Consider the following 17165-nt stretch of genomic DNA (forward strand, 5'->3'; position numbering starts at 1 on the left):
GTGGCTGCCAGCGATTTTGCGCGCGGAATGGACATAAATTTCCGCAATCTGCGCAAATTTTTACCGTCGCGCTAGAATATATGGTTTTGCCCGTCAACACTTGCGGCGGGTGTCCAGCCAGAGTACGAGATGTCCCTGATCGTTCACAAATATGGCGGTACTTCGATGGGCTCGGTCGAGCGCATCAGAAACGTGGCGCGTCGCGTCGCAAAGTGGCACGCCGCCGGCCACCAAGTTGTTGTTGTCCCGTCCGCCATGGCGGGCGAGACGAATCGTCTGCTGGGTCTGGCGCGCGAGATTTCGCCCCAGCCCGACGGCCGCGAGCTCGACATGATCGCCGCCACCGGCGAGCAAGCCAGCAGCGGCCTTCTGGCCATTGCGTTGCAGGCCGAAGGCGTGCCCGCGCGCAGCTATGCCGGTTGGCAAGTGCCCGTGCGCACCGATTCGTCGTTCACGAAAGCCCGCATCACGTCCATCGACGACGCCCGCGTGCGCGCCGACCTGGACGCCGGCCGCGTGGTCATCGTGACGGGCTTTCAGGGCATCGACCCCGACGGCCACATCACCACGCTGGGCCGCGGCGGCTCCGACACCTCGGCCGTGGCCGTGGCGGCTGCCATCAAGGCCGACGAATGCCTGATCTACACCGACGTGGACGGCGTCTACACGACCGATCCGCGCGTGGTGCCCGAAGCGCGCCGCATGGCCGTCGTTTCCTTCGAGGAAATGCTGGAAATGGCTTCGCTGGGCTCCAAGGTCCTGCAGATCCGGTCGGTCGAATTCGCCGGCAAGTATCGTGTTCCGGTCCGGGTCCTGTCCTCGCTGACCGACCCCCTTATCCCGCTCGAGGAAGAAATGGTCTCGGGCACGCTGATTACTTTTGAGGAAGACGAAAAAATGGAAGCCGCCGTTGTCTCCGGCATCGCCTTCAGCCGCGACGAAGCCAAAATCACCCTGCTGGGCGTTCCCGACAAACCCGGCATCGCATTCTCCATCCTGGGCCCCGTCGCCGCCGCCAACATCGACGTCGACATGATCGTGCAGAACCAGTCCGTGGCCGGCACGACCGACTTCTCGTTCACCGTGAACCGCAATGAATTTGCGCGCGCCGTGGACTTGCTCAAGCGCGAAGTCATCCCCGCCGTGGGCGCGCGTGAACTGTCCACCGACGAAAAGGTCGCCAAGGTCTCCATCGTCGGCATCGGCATGCGCTCGCACGTCGGCGTTGCCAGCCTGATGTTCCAGACGCTCTCGCAAGAGGGCATCAACATCCAGATGATCAGCACGAGCGAAATCAAGACCTCGGTCATCATCGACGACAAGTACATGGAACTGGGCGTGCGCGCGCTGCACAAGGCCTTCGGTCTGGACCAGGCGCCCGCCACCAAGGTCTGACGAATCAGGTCCGGCACGATTTTTTTGCGTGAATGCCCGAACCGCGGGCGAGAGCCAAAAAAATCGTGCTAGAATCTCGTTCTCTTTTCGGAGACGTGCCCGAGAGGCTGAAGGGGCTCCCCTGCTAAGGGAGTATGTGGCTAAAAACTGCATCGTGGGTTCGAATCCCACCGTCTCCGCCAAAGACACTTGCACCAGTGACACAAGGTTGCCTCAAGACCCGTATAGCTTATTGCTCTGCGGGTTTTTTGTTTTGTTTGTGTTTGTGGTTGCGTGATTCAGCGCTGGAGTTTTGCGGGTACTTTCGGATATGCGGATCCGGTGGATGGGAGGCTCCAACATTCGGCCGACACGGCGTCCGAGAACTCCACGAAACCATCCCCCGCGCGGATTAGGAGCCTCAGTTCTTGGACGGCAGGGTATGCCATCTGATGCAGCCGGAGATCAAACGAGAAATCTACGGCCTGCCCGAGTATCTGGCGGCGTTCAACTCGGCATGGCTCAACGAAGCCGCGACGCTGTTCCGCCGAAAGTACTACCTGAACGGCAGTGACGCCGGGTTTGTGATGGATGTGACGGACGCGCTACAGGATGAGTCGTATGTGAACGACATTCGCAAGGCGATGAAAGAAGCCAGGGGGCCGGGGAACTCCCGCAATCTGTTTGTGTACGCGCCAGGCGGAAAGAAGGACGGCCTGCAGATCGTCCCTGCTAGCGAGGTGGCCGCGCGTGATGACTTCTTCAACATCAAGAACGTTTCGCGTGATGATGTGTTGGCCGCGCATCGCGTGCCGCCGCAGTTGATGGGCTCGGTGCGATCGAACTCGGGTGGCTTTGGAACGCCGATATCGGCGGCCAAGGTTTTCGCGCCAATGAGCTGGAGCCACTGCAGGCCAAGTTTCTGGGAATCAACTAATGGATTGGTTAGGAGGTGGTCAGATTTAAGCCCTACACCATCCCTGGCGAGAGCGACGAGTAAGTCGCGACCGCATCCATCTAACCCCGCCTATGCGGGTTTTTTTCGCCGCTTTTTACTTCTGTTCGCCGCGCCTGGCGTTGGGCTTCACGGCCAGTGCTTCGTTCAGACAGGGTTCGGCCGCCACGTACTCGCGCAGCTCGGCCACGCGGTCGATGATGTCCTGGCGGTGGCGCAGTCCGCTGGCGCTCCGCAAGCCGGCCCCCCAGGGCCACGATGACGCGCTGCAGGCGCCATATCTCCCATGCCATAGCGCAGGCCTCGGAGGTCGGATTGCGGGCGTACAGCTCGCGTGTGCGGGCCGCCGGCAGGGGCGCCGGCGCTGAACGGTCGAAGAAGTCCATGATGCACCTCAGAATGCTGTATAAATATACAGAATTTGGCACGGTGCGACGTCCTGGCGCGCAGTTCTCCCCCTCCGCGCCTGCGCGCTAAATCTGCGGGAAATGACTCGGCCGTAGATCACCCGCTGGCCCCAGCATTGGTTTGCCTCTGCGGGCTACTGAGGGGCTTTGTCAGGCGACGCAGAACGACGCAATCACGACGCTCTTTTACCCGCCTATTCCGGAGGCTAGTTTTCGATCAGATCGAAGACGCTACAAAGGTAGACTGATCCATCAATGCGCACGCGGGCCAGGGGTTCGCCGAGCGCGTGGGTCAGCCCCACAAAAACACCAATTTCGTTGTATTGAGCGTGGTTGGCGTTGTTGATGATGACTTCAGTGCCATGCTGGATCGGCGATGTGGGCAGGTGGTTACTTCGCATATAACTTTTTGGAGGGGCAGACGCCAAGACGCGACTGAGGTCTGGTCTGCTCAGAGATCTATTGCGTGAGTCAGCCCAAAATAGGGCCCATCAGCCGCATGACGCGCTCAGGTTGAGTTGTATAGGTGTGGACGGCCAATAGGTTGAGAAGTGTCACTCGGACATCCATATCCTTGGCGTTGTGAAGTTGCGCTGCGATCTTTACACAAAGGTCGGTCACGATCTTCTTGCAGCTGTCCCTCGGCTTGGCGGGATCAAATGGGGGAAGCCAATCGGTGCGAAGCGAAATGTTGTGATTGTTATAGTGCGCGCGCAATTGGGTCCGCACAGCCTCTCGCTCGGTTCGCAGAAATTCGACGAGCCCAACTTCGGGTGTAAAGGGCAGATATGAAATCTGGTCGCTCCTTCTGTCGCGGATGTCGATAATGTCGGCTTTCGTTGCAGTATCAAGAGACTGCTCTGCGTCTGCGTCGAGAAGTATGAATGCTCTTGAAATAGCGGGGAGTAAGTGGATTTGTTGGTCGAAAAATCTTAGAACATTTACAAAACCGCCTACCGGTACTACCGAGAAACTCGGTACGACCTGGTCATCCGCGTATTTCCGCGTCAAGAACTTTCGGGCAAATTGCTCTGCAACGATACGCGCGGCATCGTCCTCCACGTAGATGATGATGTCGGCTGCGGACTCTTCACGATCAGCCATTGCTCCCAATACGAACGAAGGGAAGCAACCTGACACCGTCTTGATCTCGCCGTCATCTTGACGCTGGAGCATCAATATTTGCCGACGATGGACACGTTTAATCAGCGTAGATGAATGCGTCGAAAAAATAACGGTTAGTTGCTTTTCATCGGCGATCTTGTGGAGGTAGTCCAACAGAGCAGCTTGTGCGAGAGGATGTAGCGCAAGCTCTAATTCATCGATTAGGACGAGGCTACCCCGCGGGCAGTCCTTTAGCGTCTTCAGTAGCTTTAGGATGCACAGTTCGCCAAGACTGAGATGGCGTTCAGAGTAATAGCGCTTAGTTTTGGATTTGGGCCCGGGAATTTCCAATAGGAACGCGTCCGCGCCGACTCCACGACGAAGGTTGACGACGTGCAGGTTATCGAACTTTTTAGTATCGAAAATGCGGTTGACTTCACTGATAAGTTCGGCATTTGCCGGCCGGATGCGCTGATGTTTGAATTCGTCGATCCGAGGTTCCATACGTGCCGCATTCGCAGCGATGGTTAGCACGGCTGGATAGCCGAGCGATTGCAACGCTTTACTGTTCTTCCGGGGTGTAGGCGCCCAGCGCTCACTCCCAGCGGTGTAGGTGACCTCGCCCTCAGGCGTCTCGTACTTGATCCAGGCGCCTTCGGACGAGTCCAGGTTTCGCAAAAGCTGCGAGCGAGGGAAGTGGAGGGCGAAGGCGTTTGGATCGCCTATTCGACGCAAGCAGGCCAGCAAGGAAGTCTTGCCGCTGCCATTTGTCCCAGTCAGCAAATGCACGCCTTGTTTGGGAATATCGAACCTCAAGATCTTGATGTGTCGCAAACCGGAAATTGTGATTGTCGCCAACGACCTTCTCCATATTCTCTATCTGTGTGTATCAACGATGCTCGCTCGGCTTTACGGGCTGCTGGTATATCTTGGTAAGTCGTGCAAGTTGTCGGGCCAATGACGCCACTTGTTATGTGGGTTCCTCCGGGCTTGCGACGGGCTGTGTCGCCTTTGTCGAAGTAGGATGGCGCGACTTCCTTCCAGTCACACGATCTGTAAGCCGCTCACGTAGGGCCGGCATAGTTTCAACGGCTCTTTGAAATGCTTTTGAATCGATGAACTCGTGCATGGGGCTGCTGTAAAGACCGGCGCCTTCGAGTAATCGAATTGGGGGCTCTTCCAATCTATCGAGAGCAGCGCTAAAGAGACGAGTGGAGAAATCCGTTACTGCGAGTGAGCTTGCTTCTTCTCTGTATCCCTCATAAGCCTTCGCGACTGATGCCTTGAATGCATAGTCTTCTGCCAAGCGAAAACGTTGTCCAATTTGGCTGGTCGCTAACCAAGCAAACCAAAGAGGTGCGCCAACGGATAGCACAGACAGCACGATTTGCAATATCAGTGATCCAGCATTTGCGTTGGTCGAAATGAGCTGGGTAAGGGCTGAAATTCGGCTGCTGCCTAACAACGCTCCTATGGCGAGCGCCGCTAAGAGTCCAGCAGTCCACCAGCCAATCGACCAATTCAGACTCGTGGCCTTCTGTTGGAATGCTCCGGCAAGTCCGGTCGACGTGGCAATCCGATAAGCATCTTTGCACTTTGCCACTATTGCGGTGGCTTCCGCTGCTTGTTCATTGAGTTTTTTAAGTTGAAGGGAAGCAGACAATTGAGTGCTTTCAATGCTCACCCTTGTTTCGGCACATGATTTCTCTGCCGCATGCAATTCCTCCCGAACTCGGTCGAGTTCCTCCAGATCCGCCGGGAATGCCTCCGCTACTTCATGGACACGCTGTATTGTGTCCAGCTTTTCCTGTAGGCCTTCACTACTGTTTTCCACGTCCTGCACACGACGTTCAGCTGCCTTGATCCGGCGCGACAGCTTTGGTGGCATCGCATACTCTTCCCGCGAACTCGGCCAGCGTAGCCATTTCGCGAGGAGCATATGGATAGGCAACAGCGTGGATAAGATGGATGACGCCGCCTGCCCACCGTTTCCGTTCCACAGGTTTGGGACGGCATTGGTTTCAAGTAGCGCAATCCGCTTTGCGAAACTCACGACGTATGTGCGAAGCGAACTTCGGGCTTCGTCTTCCCAGTCAATGTCTTGCGTCGAATCTCTCACATCGTCAACCAGCTCGTTGATGTAACGAACCATGTCATATTTGTCGATTGCCGCGCCTGCGAGTCCCACAAGCTCTTGAAAGCTCCTTCTTTCGTCTGAGCTCTCGCTGATCGCCTTGGACAACGACCGTAGCGCGTTGATAAGCCGTTGTGAGGGAGACAACTCAGCGGTAGGTTCTGACATTGCATGTCCTATTTTGACAGTTGGTGTCATCAAGGTTAGCGACCACCTGTGAGCATGACAACAGAGCAACACTCCATTTTTTTACATGAATGCGGGTACTTGTGAGGGTATGTGTAAATTAGAACGGAGAAAAACAGTTAATTATCAATGGGTTGTGAAATAAATGAGGGTGTCACCGTCTCCGCCAAAGACACTTGCACCAGTGAAACAAGGTTGCCTCAAGACCCGCATAGCTTATTGCTCTGCGGGTTTTTTTGTTTTGTGCGGTCCATTGCGGGCCGCAGTTGTGCCGGCGTAAAGCAAGGCGCGCTGCGATTCACCCCAGCCTGTCGATCAGCGTTTGCGCTTGCTCGATGACATCGGGGTCATTCGGCCGGAAATCCAGCCGCTCGGCGCGTGGCAGATTCACAAAGTGCGACTGCGAGCTGCGCGCGTACGCCGGGTCGTAATGGCGGTCGATGAGTTCGCGCGCGAGGTCTTCGCGGCGGCCTTCGTCCACCAATGTCATCCAGCCCTTGATGGTGTCTCGGCTGTGCAGCCCGACCATGCGCTGCAATTGCGCCTTTAGCCAATCCGGCGTCTCAAAGAGCTGTGCATAATCCTGTTGCAGGAAGCGCGCGCGGTCTTCGCGGCTGGCGCGTACGTCAATGCATTGGCCGTGATGCATGGCGCGCAGCAGCGATGCGGGAATTTCCACCGCGCCAATCTTGCGGCTTTCGGCTTCGATGAACACCGGCTGGCTGGCATCGAGTTCGCGCAGTCGCACCGCCAGCAGCGTGTCGAAGCGCTTTTGCGTGGGCTGCTCAGCGTGCGGCCAGGCGCCCAGCAGCGAGCCGCGGTGCGAGGCAAGCGCTTCCAGATCCAAGGTCTGCGCGCCTGCTTCGCGCAAGGCGTGTAATAGCCGCGTCTTGCCGCTGCCGGTGGGACCGGTCAGCACGACAAAACGCAGTGGTTGCGGCAGCGTCTGCAGGTCGTCCAGCGTGGCGCGCCGGTAGGTCTTGTAGCCGCCGTCCAGTTGCCGGGCGCGCCAGCCGATCATATTGAACATCAGCGTCATCGATCCCGAACGCTTGCCGCCGCGCCAGCAATACACCAGCGGACGCCATCCTTGCGGGCGGTCCGCGAAGGTGGTCTCCAGGTGGCGGGCGATGTTGAGCGCGACGAGGGCGGCGCCTGCGCGGGAGGCTTCGAACGGCGAGACTTGCTTGTACATCGTGCCGATCAGCGCGCGTTCTTCGTTGTTGAGCACCGGTGCGTTGCAGGCGCCTGGAATGTGGTCGTCGGCGTATTCAAGCGGCGTGCGCACATCGATGATTTCGTCGAAATCATGCAGCCTTTCCAGGCTGACAAGCAGGTGTTTCACGAAGACCGCCTCGGTGGAAGAATCGGAAGATTTTCGCACGCGGCGCGGGGGCGATGGGTTGGAGGGCAAGCGAAGCGGGGGCGTGCGCGGCGTGTTCGCGCTTGAGGGCGGTGTGCAGGCTGGGGCGATGGAGGGGAAGCTAGAATGATGGCCCCCGCGCCGCGCCGGTGTCAGGCCGGCGGGACAGTCTGCAGGAGCCACCCGGATGGACTTTTTCTTTACATGCACCGCCTGCGGCGAGGTTCATTACGGCTTGCCGAGCTTTGGCGCGGAGGCGCCCGCGACGTACTACGCCGTGCCGCCCGAAGAGCGCGACCGGCGCTGCGATCTGGGCAGCGATGATTGCGTGATCGATGAACAGCACTTCTATGTGCGCGGCTGCATCGAGTTGCCGATCGCCGGTTATCCCGACCCGTTCGTGTGGGGCGTATGGGTGTCGCTCAGTCTGCAAAGCTATGAGACCTGGGTGCGGATGTCGGACGAACCGAAGCGGTCGCACACGCCACCCTTGTTCGGCTGGCTCACGACGCGACTTGATCCGTATCCGGACACCATTGGATTGAAGACGCACGTGCATCTCAGGGACGATGGCATCCGGCCGTACATCGAACTGGAGGCGACGAGCCATCCCTTGGCTGTCGAGCAGCGGGAGGGGATCACGACCGGCCGTGTCGCGCAGATTTACGCGCTGCTGGTGCACGGACAGGCGGGTCCGGGGTAGACGGGCTCACGTGCCATCCGACTTGCGCAACCTTCGAAACAACGCTATTATTCAAGGCTTGCTTTTTCAAGCGCCCGTAGCTCAGCTGGATAGAGTACCTGGCTACGAACCAGGGGGTCGTAGGTTCGAATCCTGCCGGGCGCGCCAAGTTATTTCGCGGTTGTTTGCGCTATGCGCAATGTCTGCGAGACCGATGAAAAAGCAGCGTTTGTAGTGAAGAGAAGTTATGCGTCACTACAAACATGGCACGATTATTCTGATATAATTTTGCCTCTTTGCCGGAGCGCCCGTAGCTCAGCTGGATAGAGTACCTGGCTACGAACCAGGGGGTCGTAGGTTCGAATCCTGCCGGGCGCGCCAAATCATCACGGTTTAAACATCGCGATGAAAATGCGGCAAAGAAAAATTGCAGTAAAGAAAGTGCAGTAAACAAAATGGAAAGGCCTTTGATCTTGCATCGAAGGCCTTTTTGTTTTGGCGCGCGATTTTTTATGCGTGGTTCTGTAGTGCCGGTTGCCGTTAATGCTTGTGCGCGTGCGTAAGGTTTTGCTTGCTACTTGCCCCGCACGGCAACATCGCAAACGTGCAGGGCGGCAGTGCCGGGCTTCCTCCCCGATCAATGCCGATCAATGCGCGGCGCTTTCTTCCGCGCTTTCCTTCTCTGCATCCTTCGATTTTTCGTCCGCGTTGTCGAAGCCCCAATCTCCGAACAGATACCAATCTTCGCCCAGCGATTCCGCCGGGTGCATGGTGCGCCCAGAGCCGTTGCCGCAGGCCATGGAGTCGGTGGAACAGTAGCGGTCGCAGCCCCAGCATATGCGTTCGGGGTGCTTGGGGTGGAGAGGAAACTTCTTGGCCATGCTGTCTGCCTGATGTTCTTGTTGAACTCAGCGTACTGCTGTCGGGGCCTGCGATTCATTGACATCGCGCAAATGCGGGGTCGCCACGTGTGCCGAGTCTCGGTTTAAACGGGGTCGATTTGCATGGTGTGATTCTTTCGTGTTATAAACACGCCTCTTTCGGGGCGCCCGTAGCTCAGCTGGATAGAGTACCTGGCTACGAACCAGGGGGTCGTAGGTTCGAATCCTGCCGGGCGCGCCAACTTATTCGAGATCATGCTGCACAGCGTGGTTTCCGCAGAAAAAACCGCAGCAATGCGGACGCGAAAAGCGGCTTGATGAATTCATCAAGCCGCTTTTTTTCGTGGCGCGGATCACTGGCGCGGATCACTGGCGCGGATCACTGGCGCGGATCACTGGCGAGGATCACCACACGCGGTACACGCGTCCCGTCTGCGCGCCTTCGACGCTGCGGCTGAAGGCCAGCGCCACGCGGCTGGCCGGGGCCGCCTCGAAGCCCTGGAAGTAGGGGCCATAGCTGTCCAGCGACTCCTGCAGCACGGTGGGGCTGACCGCGTTGATGCGGATCCCTTGCAGTTCCACTGCCGCGCCGCGCACAAAGCCATCGATGGCGCTGTTCACGGCGGCGGCGTTGGCGCCATAGCGAATGGGCTCGTCGCTCAGAATGCCGCTGGTCAGGGTGATCGAGCCGCCCGCGTTGACGTAGTGCTGGCCGATGAGGGCCAAGTCGACCTGTCCCAGCAATTTGTCATGCAGCCCGATCTTGAACTGATCCGCCGTCATGTCGGCAAGCGGGCCGAAGTGCAGGCTGCCGGCGGCGGACACGATCGCGTCAACCTTGCCGACCCGTTCGAAGAGGTCGCGAATGCTGTCGCTGCGGGTCATGTCGACCTGATATTGGCCGCGGCGCTTGCCCACCGCGATGATGTCGTGACGTTGGCCCAGTTCGCGGGCGACAGCGCTGCCGAGCGTGCCATTTGCGCCGATGAGGATGATCTTCATGGAGTTCTCCGTGGAATGCCGTTTGGGGTGGCACCGGCGGGTCCGCCAGCGCATGAACGCATTCTGCGCGTCGCATTCCGCAAGAAAAATCCTAGAATTGTCGGATCAGTCAACACTCAGGGTACGGAATCCATGGATCGCCTGCTTAGCATGGAAGTCTTCGTGGCGGTGGTCGAGCTGGGCAGCCTGACGGCCGCCGCGGCGCAGCTGGACATGTCGCCCGCGATGGCCGCCAAGCACGTCAAGGGGCTGGAAGACCGGCTGGGACTGCGGCTGATGAGCCGCACGACGCGCCGCCAGAGCCTGACCGAGGCAGGCCAGGCCTACTTTGCGCGCTGCAAGGCCATCCTGGCGGACATTCGCGATGCGGAGCAAGGCGCCGAGGCGCTGCGATCGGCCCCGCGCGGCCATCTGCGCATCACGTCGTCGGTGTCGTTCGGGTCATTCGCGCTGGCGCCGGTGATCGCCGATTACCTGTCGATCTATCCGGACGTGAGCGTGGAACTGTCGTTGAGCGATAGCGTGGAAGACGTGGTGGCGTCGCGCTTTGACGTCGCGCTGCGTATTGGCGAGCCCGCGGATTCGGGCCTCGTGGCGCGGCGCATCGGGCTTTATCAGATGATTGTCTGCGCCGCGCCGGCGTATCTGGCCCGCTACGGCACGCCCGCCACGCCTGGCGATCTGGCCCGGCATCAGTGCCTGGATTTTTCGCATTGGAGCCGGCGCACGGGCTGGCGGCTGGGCACGGATGAGGGCGGGGAAATGGGGTATCCCACGGGGCGGTTCGTGTCGAACAATGGGCAGGCGCTGCGGCAGGCGGCGCTGGCCGGCTTTGGCATCGTGTTGCAGCCCGAACTGCTGCTGACTGACGACGTGCGCGCCGGCCGCCTGGTGCCGATTCTGCAGCCTTATTGGCCGGTCGCCCGGCCCATCACGCTGCTGTATGCGAAGGATCGCCAGGCGCCGCCCAAACTCACGACCTTCGTGGATTTCGTGGTGACGCGGTTTGCGCGGTAGCGGCAGGGCATCAGGCGCGTCGTCGGTCCACCGCCGTCAGGGATGTGCCGCTTTTGAGAAGCTGATAGGTCTGGCCGCCCAGCCACGCGACCTTTTCACCGGAGCTGGTGCGGCAGACGCAATGCGTCTTCGGGTCAAAGCGTGGCGTGCCCAGCGCGGAATACGCATCGGGATCGGAAACGAAACGTTCGATGCGATACAACGTGCCATCCGGCGATGTGGCGAGCACATCGGTCAATCGTCTTGCGGTGCCGAGCATATTCAATACCTCCATGCGCGGGCCGTCAGGTGTCGGCGCCAAAGTCGTCTGAACAATTCACGGCGGGAGCGCGAGGCAATGCCTTGCGCGCGACGCTAATGAAACTGTCCTCCTAACAATGAATCATCCAGTTGGTCTGGCGATACGCCCAGGGCCTCCGATACACGGTCAAGAATGACCTGCCGGGGCCGCGGGCGCGGCCGTTCCAACTCGATATAGATGGAGTGATCGACGCCAAGCCGGGCAGCCATCTCAGCAGTGCTGATGTTCAGATGCTCGCGCCAGGCGCGTATCAAGCTCCAATCGTTGCCGGTTTTTAGATTGACTACAGCTGGCGGCAGGCGCGCCTTGGCCCCTGCAACTTTCTTGCGAGAGGCGCGCGGCGCGGATGCCGCCTTTTCATCGCCCGGGACCGCGCCGCTGTGCCGCGATTCGCCCCGGGGTGTAGTGTGTGCCGTGACGGCAAGAAAGATGGCGCCGCCGTTCAGTTGGCGATACTTGTCGTTGCCCATCCAGCACAGCGTTTCGCCGTTGTCGAGCTTGCATTCGCAATCCAGGTGGGTATTGCTGGGCATGCCTTCGAGCTTGGCGATGGTTTCCGTGGTCGTGGCGTGACGCACCACACGGTGCAGCACACCGTCCGGCGAACGTACGAAGACGTCAGGAAGTCTCCAGGAAAACGGAATGATCATCTCCACAAACGAAGCCCATTACACCACTGTATAGCGCCGATGTAATGGTGAATTTGAGGGTTTTCCTGGAAGTGTCGCGCAAGTGTCATAGGCGTGTGGTTGGACGCCACGGATGCTCACAAAACCTCGCGGCCGCCCGGTGTTGCCGGCGTGGCCGGCAGGCCTGGCGTGAATTGCGCCGCCGCCAGCACGGCGGGCATGATCTGGGCCGCGGCGCCGCGCAGGTTGTGATGGGCGATCGCGTCCAGCGGCGTTGCGGCCGGGTTGACCTGCACGACCGTGGCGCCGCCCGCGACGGCCAGCCGCGGCAGTTCGGCCGCGGGATACACGAGGGACGAGGTGCCGATGCTGAAAAGCAGGTCGCACTGCTGCACGGCAAGGGTGGCGTCACGCCAGGCCTGCGCGGGCAGGCTTTCGCCGAACCAGACGACACCGGGCCGTACCGGCGCGCCGCATTCCGTGCACGCGGGCGGCGCCAGGCGCCGGCCGGCGTCGGGCTCTTGCGGCAGGTCGGTGGCAAACGCTTGCGGAGCGCCGCAGCGCGAACAACGCGGCGCATGCAGGCTGCCGTGCAGATGCGTGACCGCGCGGCTGCCCGCGCGCTCGTGCAGGTCGTCCACGTTCTGCGTGATGACGGCCAGCTCCGGAACATGGTGCGCCAGCGCCGCGATGGCATGGTGTGCGGCGTTGGGCGCGGCGCGCAGGACCTGCGCGCGCCGCCATTCGTACCAGCCCCATACCAGGTCGGGATGTTCGCGGAATGCTTCGGGCGTGGCCAGCGCCTGGGCGTCAAAGCGCGACCAGAGCCCGGTCAGGGCATCGCGGAACGTGGCGATGCCGCTTTCGGCGGACACCCCGGCGCCCGTGAATACGACGACGCGGCGCGCGCTGCGCAGGGCCTGCGCCAGCGCGGGCGGAATATCGTGATGCGTGTTTTTCATTTCCAACCTTGCAGACAGTTCGATACGCTGCACGCGCCGGCAAGGCGCTGTCAAGGGTGGACACACGGCGCCGCGCGGGCCAGCAAGCGGGACGCGCGTGCGTCCGCGTCCCGAATCGTGGATACTGTTTTTTCAATCTGGGATTTCATCCCGCCTTGGAGAGCTGAGAATGCCTGAATCGAACACCGGCCTGGAACGGCTGCGCCGTTTTATTGCCACTGCGACGCGGCTGGCTTCGCCGCAGGCGCTGGACCAGGGCCCCGAGCTGGCGGCCGCGTTCGCGGACCTGGTGGGTCACGACGATTGGCTGCCCGACGCCTGTACCGCCCCGCATCCGCAGTTCTACCAGCAGTACCTGCTGCATTGCGATCCGCTGGAGCGTTTCTCGCTGGTGAGCTTTGTCTGGGGGCCGGGGCAGTCCACGCCCGTGCACGATCACGAGGTCTGGGGCTATGTGGGCATGCTGCGCGGCGCCGAGATCAATCAGCGGTTCACGCGCGATGGGGACGGCCGGTTGGCGTTGGCGGGCGAAGCGACCACGCTTCGCCCAGGCGACGTCGAGCGCCTGTCGCCGGCCGAGGGCGACATCCATCGCGTGTCCAATGCCTATCCGGATAGGGTGTCCATCAGCGTGCACCTGTATGGCGGCAATATCGGCGCGGTGTCGCGTCACGTGTATGACCCCGATACCGGCCAGGCCAAGCCGTTCGTCTCGGGCTATTCGTCGCCTAGCCTGCCCAATCTGTGGGATCGGTCCGCCGCCGTGCGCGCCACGCTGGGCTAGCGTATCCGCCGGGCGGAATTTGCTGTTCCCGCATCGCGTCCCGTGCTATGTTCCCGTCCTAAATATTAGGAAAAATCACGAATGGACAAGACGCTGCTCAAAGGGCTGATGGTGTTGGAAGCCGTGACCGATGTGGACAATCCGCCGCGCACCATCGACGCGCTGGCGGCCCGCGTGGGTCTGACCCGCAGCAATACGCATCGCACCTTGCAGACGCTGATACATGCCGGCTACGTGATCAAGGACGACGACGGCGGCGGTTACCGCGGGGCCGTGCGCCTTTTCGAACTGGCGGCGCGGCAACTGGCGCAACTGGACGTGCGCAAACTGGCCGCGCCCCACATGCGCACGCTGGCGGATCAGACAGGCGAAACCGTGCACTTGTCGGTGCTGGATGGCTTTGACGTGGTGTACGTGGACAAGATCGACAGCCCGCAACCCATTCGCGCGTACTCGATGGTGGGCGGCCGCGCGCCCGCCTATGCGGTGGCGACCGGCAAGGCGCTGCTTGCGTATCAGCCCGAGGGCTACGTCGAGCGCTACGCGGAGCAGATGGTGCGGCACACGCCGTCCACGATCGTGTCCATGCCGCTTTTGAAAGACGAGCTGCGCAAGATCGCGCGCGCCGGTTATGCGGTGAATCGCGGAGAGTGGCGCGAAGGGGTGGGCGGGCTGGCGGTGACGGTGTTCAACAGTCTGGACCAGCCCGTGGCCGCGGTGGGCATCTCTGGCCCCCTGGATCGCCTGAGCGCCGCTAGGATGAAGCAGCTTGCGCCGGATGTGGCGGCCTGTGCGCAGTCCATCTCTCAGGGAATGGGCTATCGCCGCGGCTTTCTGGATCAGTGAGGGGCGTGGCGCGCAGGGTGGCCGCGATCCGCTCGGCCTGATCGCGCGCCAGGCGGGCATTGACGTCCATGGACGTGGTCCAGAAGTAGGTGCCTCCGGCCAGGCTGCCCAGCACCGAGACGCCAGCCACGTGCTGGCCGGCGCCATTTATCAGGCAGCCCGTGTCGTAGTGCAGCGTGAGTCCGCCGTGCGGATCGGCCTGCGCGTGACCTTCGCGCAGCAGTTCAGACACCAGCGGATCGTCCGTGCGCGCTGCGTCCACCGAGAAGCTCGTGGCGTTGATCAGATGATGGCTCAGGTGTTCGATCTGGCCGTCCGCCGTGCGCAGCCGCGTGCGGAACAGGCCACTGGCCGGAACGTGTTCGCAGCCGGCAAAGCCCGCCGCAACGCTGAGCTGATTCGCGCCGAACAGTGCCTGCAATTTCAAGGCGTTGCGCATGGGGAAGGTCGCGCGCCGGGCCATCCATAGCGATCGCCATTGCGACTGGAAGCGGCGCCGTTCGGTATCGGGCAGCAAGTGCCAGATCTGATCCACCGCCGCGTTGGTGGCTGCGGCCACCGCCTGCCACGGACGCGGGGCGGCGGACGACCGGCGGATCTCGTCTTCCAGCGCGGATCGCGCGTCGCCGTCCATGCCCAGCACCTCGTCGGGGTCCAGAGAACCCTGCAACGCCAGCACTTCGTCGCGCAGGGCTTGCCAGATGATGTCCAGCGTCAGCGCCCCGCCGTGCTGAGCGGCCAGGGCGAGGGCGCCGTCTCGGCTCAGGCGTTGCAGCGTGTCCGGGGGACGGTTGTGCGGGCTGCGCACGGACGGCAAGCGGCCGTTGCGCGACACGCACAGGATCGGGCCTTGGTGTCCGGCCTGTTGCAGTGCGGCCACGGCGTCCACCGCACTCAGGCTGGTGCCGACGATGCACACGGACGCATCGGGTGCGATGTCCTGCGCTAGCGCCGACACCGGATACGGGCTGTTGAAGTAACCGGCCACGCCTTCCAGCGAGGGAAACGCCTGCGAGGGCAGGTTGCCGTTGCACAGCACGGCGTGGCGCGCGTGGCGCAGCGCGCCGTGTTCGGGCTGGATGATCGCGCCGCCGTCCGGCTGCGGCGCCACGCGGTGCACGCGGCTGCGCACGTGTTCCAGCGTCACGCCCAGGGACCGGGCGAGCTGGCGGCAGCGTTCGTAGACCGCGCCCATGTAGGCGCCGAAGAGCGGACGCGGCAGAAAGTCGGCCGGATCGATCGCGGTGACGCCGTAGCCGCCGAGCCAGCCGGCATCCTGCGCGCGCAGCCAGTCGACGAAGTCCAGCCGATGGTCGGCGCGCGCCGACATGTTGCCGGCGGGGATATTGAGCAGGTTGCTGCGCAGGTCGTCCTGGTATGCGCCGCCCGGGCCGGGCACAGCCTGCGGTTCGAACAGATGGATCACCGGCGGCCGCGCCTCCCGCGCGGGGGGCGCGGCCTGCATCGCCAGCAGGAACTGATACAGGAAGCTGACGCCGACCGAGCCGCCGCCGACGATGGCCAGGTCGATTGCGGCCGGCCGGCCCGATGCGGGGGTGTGCGTCATTTCGCCACCGACAGGCGCACCACGTCGGCCCAGCGCGAGGTTTCCTGCTTGAGCATCCGGCTGGTGTCGGCCGGGGTCGTGGCGATGGCGTCGGCGCCGAGCTTCAAGGCGGCCTGCTGCACGGAGGGCATCGCGGCGGCGCGGCGCATCCCGTCCGACAGCTTCTCGACGACCGCGGGCGGCGTGCCCGCCGGCGCGAGCAGGGCGTACGTGGTGGCGACCGAATAGTCTTTCACTCCCTGTTCCATCAGTGTCGGCAGGTCGGGCAGGGCCGTGGCGCGCTTGGCGGTCGTGACGCCCAAAAGGCGGATCTTGCCGCTGGCAACCTGCGGCAAGAGGGCGGGCAGGGTTTCGATGACCATGTCGATCTGGCCGCCCAGCAGATCCGTGATGGCCGGCCCGCTGCCGCGGTAAGGCACGTGCATCAGCCGCGTGCCGGTCACCGCCTGGAAGAGTTCGCCCGCCATGTGCTGCGAGGTGCCCGGGCCGGCCGATCCGAACGTGATCGTGCCGGGTTTGCTTTTGGCCAGCGCAATCAGTTCCTGCACGTTCTTGGCGGAGATCTTGCTGCTGTTGACCGCCACCGCCATCGGCATGCTGGTGGCCATCGACACGCCGACGAAGGCCGTGCCGAAATCGTAGCCCGGCTTGTCGGGCATGGCCGCGTGGATGGCGTGGCTGCCCACGGCGCCCATCAGCAGCGTGTAGCCGTCGCCCGCGGACTTGGCGACGAACTCCGCGCCGATCTCGCCACCCGCGCCCGCCTTGTTTTCCACGACCACGCTCTGGCCGAGAAAGTCTCCCAGATGCTGCGCATAGATACGCGCGGCGGCGTCTGTGGCTCCGCCCGGCGGAAACGGCACCACCATGCGCACGGGTTTCGTTGGCCAGTTATCCGCGGAAGCGGGATTGGCCGACAGCGCCAGCACCGTGCTGGCCAAGGCAATACGCCACAACAGTCTCATGCAAGT

General features: G+C 61.9%; 17 protein-coding genes, 4 tRNA genes and 1 pseudogene. 10 read left to right on the plus strand and 12 right to left on the minus strand.

Features of this window, described 5'->3' with window-relative positions; translation table 11 throughout:
• Positions 1-129 precede the first annotated feature (129 nt).
• The 3 genes and pseudogenes from ASD87_RS16105 to ASD87_RS27345 all read left to right on the plus strand — a co-directional run.
• Positions 130-1395 (plus strand): aspartate kinase, encoded by a 1266-nt coding sequence (locus ASD87_RS16105; protein WP_056323526.1) that lies wholly within the window; start codon positions 130-132, stop codon positions 1393-1395.
• Positions 1396-1484: 89 nt separating this feature from the next.
• Positions 1485-1577 (plus strand) — tRNA-Ser (locus ASD87_RS16110).
• Between the two features lie 219 nt (positions 1578-1796).
• Positions 1797-2311: pseudogene (locus ASD87_RS27345) on the plus strand (phage portal protein); the annotation flags it as partial.
• Between the two features lie 115 nt (positions 2312-2426).
• On the opposite strand, the gene ASD87_RS27350 reads toward ASD87_RS27345, so the two are convergent.
• The 5 genes from ASD87_RS27350 to mnmH all read right to left on the minus strand — a co-directional run bounded on the left by ASD87_RS27350 (position 2427) and on the right by mnmH (position 7505).
• Positions 2427-2567, minus strand: a complete 141-nt coding sequence (locus ASD87_RS27350; RefSeq protein WP_235512723.1) for a hypothetical protein — start codon at positions 2565-2567, stop codon at positions 2427-2429.
• Between the two features lie 375 nt (positions 2568-2942).
• Positions 2943-3137, minus strand: coding sequence for a hypothetical protein (locus ASD87_RS16115; protein WP_056323529.1), 195 nt, complete (start codon positions 3135-3137; stop codon positions 2943-2945).
• 70 nt (positions 3138-3207) lie between these two features.
• Entirely contained in the window at positions 3208-4698 is a 1491-nt protein-coding gene (locus ASD87_RS16120; RefSeq protein ID WP_235512726.1) for an ATP-dependent endonuclease, read from the minus strand.
• A gap of 112 nt (positions 4699-4810) precedes the next feature.
• Entirely contained in the window at positions 4811-6142 is a 1332-nt protein-coding gene (locus ASD87_RS26940; RefSeq protein ID WP_156403437.1) for a hypothetical protein, read from the minus strand.
• Between the two features lie 316 nt (positions 6143-6458).
• The gene (gene mnmH / locus ASD87_RS16125; RefSeq protein WP_056323532.1) at positions 6459-7505 is read right to left on the minus strand and encodes a tRNA 2-selenouridine(34) synthase MnmH; all 1047 of its coding nucleotides are present in this window, start codon (positions 7503-7505) and stop codon (positions 6459-6461) included.
• Between the two features lie 205 nt (positions 7506-7710).
• On the opposite strand from mnmH, the gene ASD87_RS16130 reads away from it, so the two are divergent.
• The 3 genes from ASD87_RS16130 to ASD87_RS16140 all read left to right on the plus strand — a co-directional run bounded on the left by ASD87_RS16130 (position 7711) and on the right by ASD87_RS16140 (position 8586).
• The gene (locus ASD87_RS16130) at positions 7711-8226 is read left to right on the plus strand and encodes a DUF2199 domain-containing protein (RefSeq protein ID WP_056323534.1); all 516 of its coding nucleotides are present in this window, start codon (positions 7711-7713) and stop codon (positions 8224-8226) included.
• A 70-nt stretch (positions 8227-8296) separates the two neighbouring features.
• Positions 8297-8373 (plus strand) — tRNA-Arg (locus ASD87_RS16135).
• Positions 8374-8509: 136 nt separating this feature from the next.
• A tRNA-Arg gene (locus tag ASD87_RS16140) sits at positions 8510-8586 on the plus strand.
• A 266-nt stretch (positions 8587-8852) separates the two neighbouring features.
• Here the strand turns inward: ASD87_RS16140 and ASD87_RS16145 are convergent.
• The gene (locus ASD87_RS16145) at positions 8853-9086 is read right to left on the minus strand and encodes a DUF3079 domain-containing protein (RefSeq protein WP_056323539.1); all 234 of its coding nucleotides are present in this window, start codon (positions 9084-9086) and stop codon (positions 8853-8855) included.
• Positions 9087-9250: 164 nt separating this feature from the next.
• Between ASD87_RS16145 and ASD87_RS16150 the strand changes: the two genes are divergently transcribed.
• A tRNA-Arg gene (locus tag ASD87_RS16150) sits at positions 9251-9327 on the plus strand.
• Positions 9328-9491: 164 nt separating this feature from the next.
• Here the strand turns inward: ASD87_RS16150 and ASD87_RS16155 are convergent.
• A complete protein-coding gene (locus ASD87_RS16155; protein ID WP_056323541.1) occupies positions 9492-10088 on the minus strand; it encodes a short chain dehydrogenase in 597 nt (198 codons plus the stop codon).
• Positions 10089-10220: 132 nt separating this feature from the next.
• Here ASD87_RS16155 and ASD87_RS16160 point away from each other — a divergent pair, with 132 nt between their 5' ends.
• Positions 10221-11105, plus strand: a complete 885-nt coding sequence (locus tag ASD87_RS16160) for a LysR family transcriptional regulator (RefSeq protein ID WP_056323544.1) — start codon at positions 10221-10223, stop codon at positions 11103-11105.
• A gap of 10 nt (positions 11106-11115) precedes the next feature.
• Here ASD87_RS16160 and ASD87_RS16165 read toward each other — a convergent pair whose 3' ends face one another.
• From ASD87_RS16165 to ASD87_RS16175, 3 genes are all read right to left on the minus strand, one after another.
• On the minus strand, positions 11116-11364 hold the full coding sequence (locus tag ASD87_RS16165; RefSeq protein WP_172802127.1) for a hypothetical protein: 249 nt from the start codon (positions 11362-11364) through the stop codon (positions 11116-11118).
• A gap of 95 nt (positions 11365-11459) precedes the next feature.
• Entirely contained in the window at positions 11460-12062 is a 603-nt protein-coding gene (locus tag ASD87_RS16170; RefSeq protein ID WP_056323551.1) for a helix-turn-helix domain-containing protein, read from the minus strand.
• Between the two features lie 110 nt (positions 12063-12172).
• Positions 12173-12997 carry an NAD-dependent protein deacylase gene (locus ASD87_RS16175; RefSeq protein WP_056323552.1) on the minus strand — a complete coding sequence of 275 codons (825 nt, stop codon included), beginning with the start codon at positions 12995-12997 and terminating at the stop codon, positions 12173-12175.
• A 169-nt stretch (positions 12998-13166) separates the two neighbouring features.
• Between ASD87_RS16175 and ASD87_RS16180 the strand changes: the two genes are divergently transcribed.
• Positions 13167-13781 carry a cysteine dioxygenase gene (locus tag ASD87_RS16180; protein ID WP_056323555.1) on the plus strand — a complete coding sequence of 205 codons (615 nt, stop codon included), beginning with the start codon at positions 13167-13169 and terminating at the stop codon, positions 13779-13781.
• An 81-nt stretch (positions 13782-13862) separates the two neighbouring features.
• A complete protein-coding gene (locus ASD87_RS16185; protein WP_056323557.1) occupies positions 13863-14627 on the plus strand; it encodes an IclR family transcriptional regulator in 765 nt (254 codons plus the stop codon).
• On the opposite strand, the gene ASD87_RS16190 is transcribed toward ASD87_RS16185, so the two are convergent.
• Entirely contained in the window at positions 14536-16194 is a 1659-nt protein-coding gene (locus tag ASD87_RS16190; RefSeq protein WP_056323561.1) for an FAD/NAD(P)-binding protein, read from the minus strand. The two genes, ASD87_RS16185 and ASD87_RS16190, sit on opposite strands and share 92 nt — an antisense overlap.
• Positions 16191-17159 (minus strand): tripartite tricarboxylate transporter substrate binding protein, encoded by a 969-nt coding sequence (locus ASD87_RS16195; protein WP_056323564.1) that lies wholly within the window; start codon positions 17157-17159, stop codon positions 16191-16193. Before ASD87_RS16195 ends, ASD87_RS16190 begins: the two co-directional genes overlap by 4 nt.
• Positions 17160-17165 lie beyond the last annotated feature (6 nt).

Source organism: Achromobacter sp. Root170 (genome assembly GCF_001428165.1).
GTDB lineage: Bacteria > Pseudomonadota > Gammaproteobacteria > Burkholderiales > Burkholderiaceae_B > Achromobacter > Achromobacter mucicolens.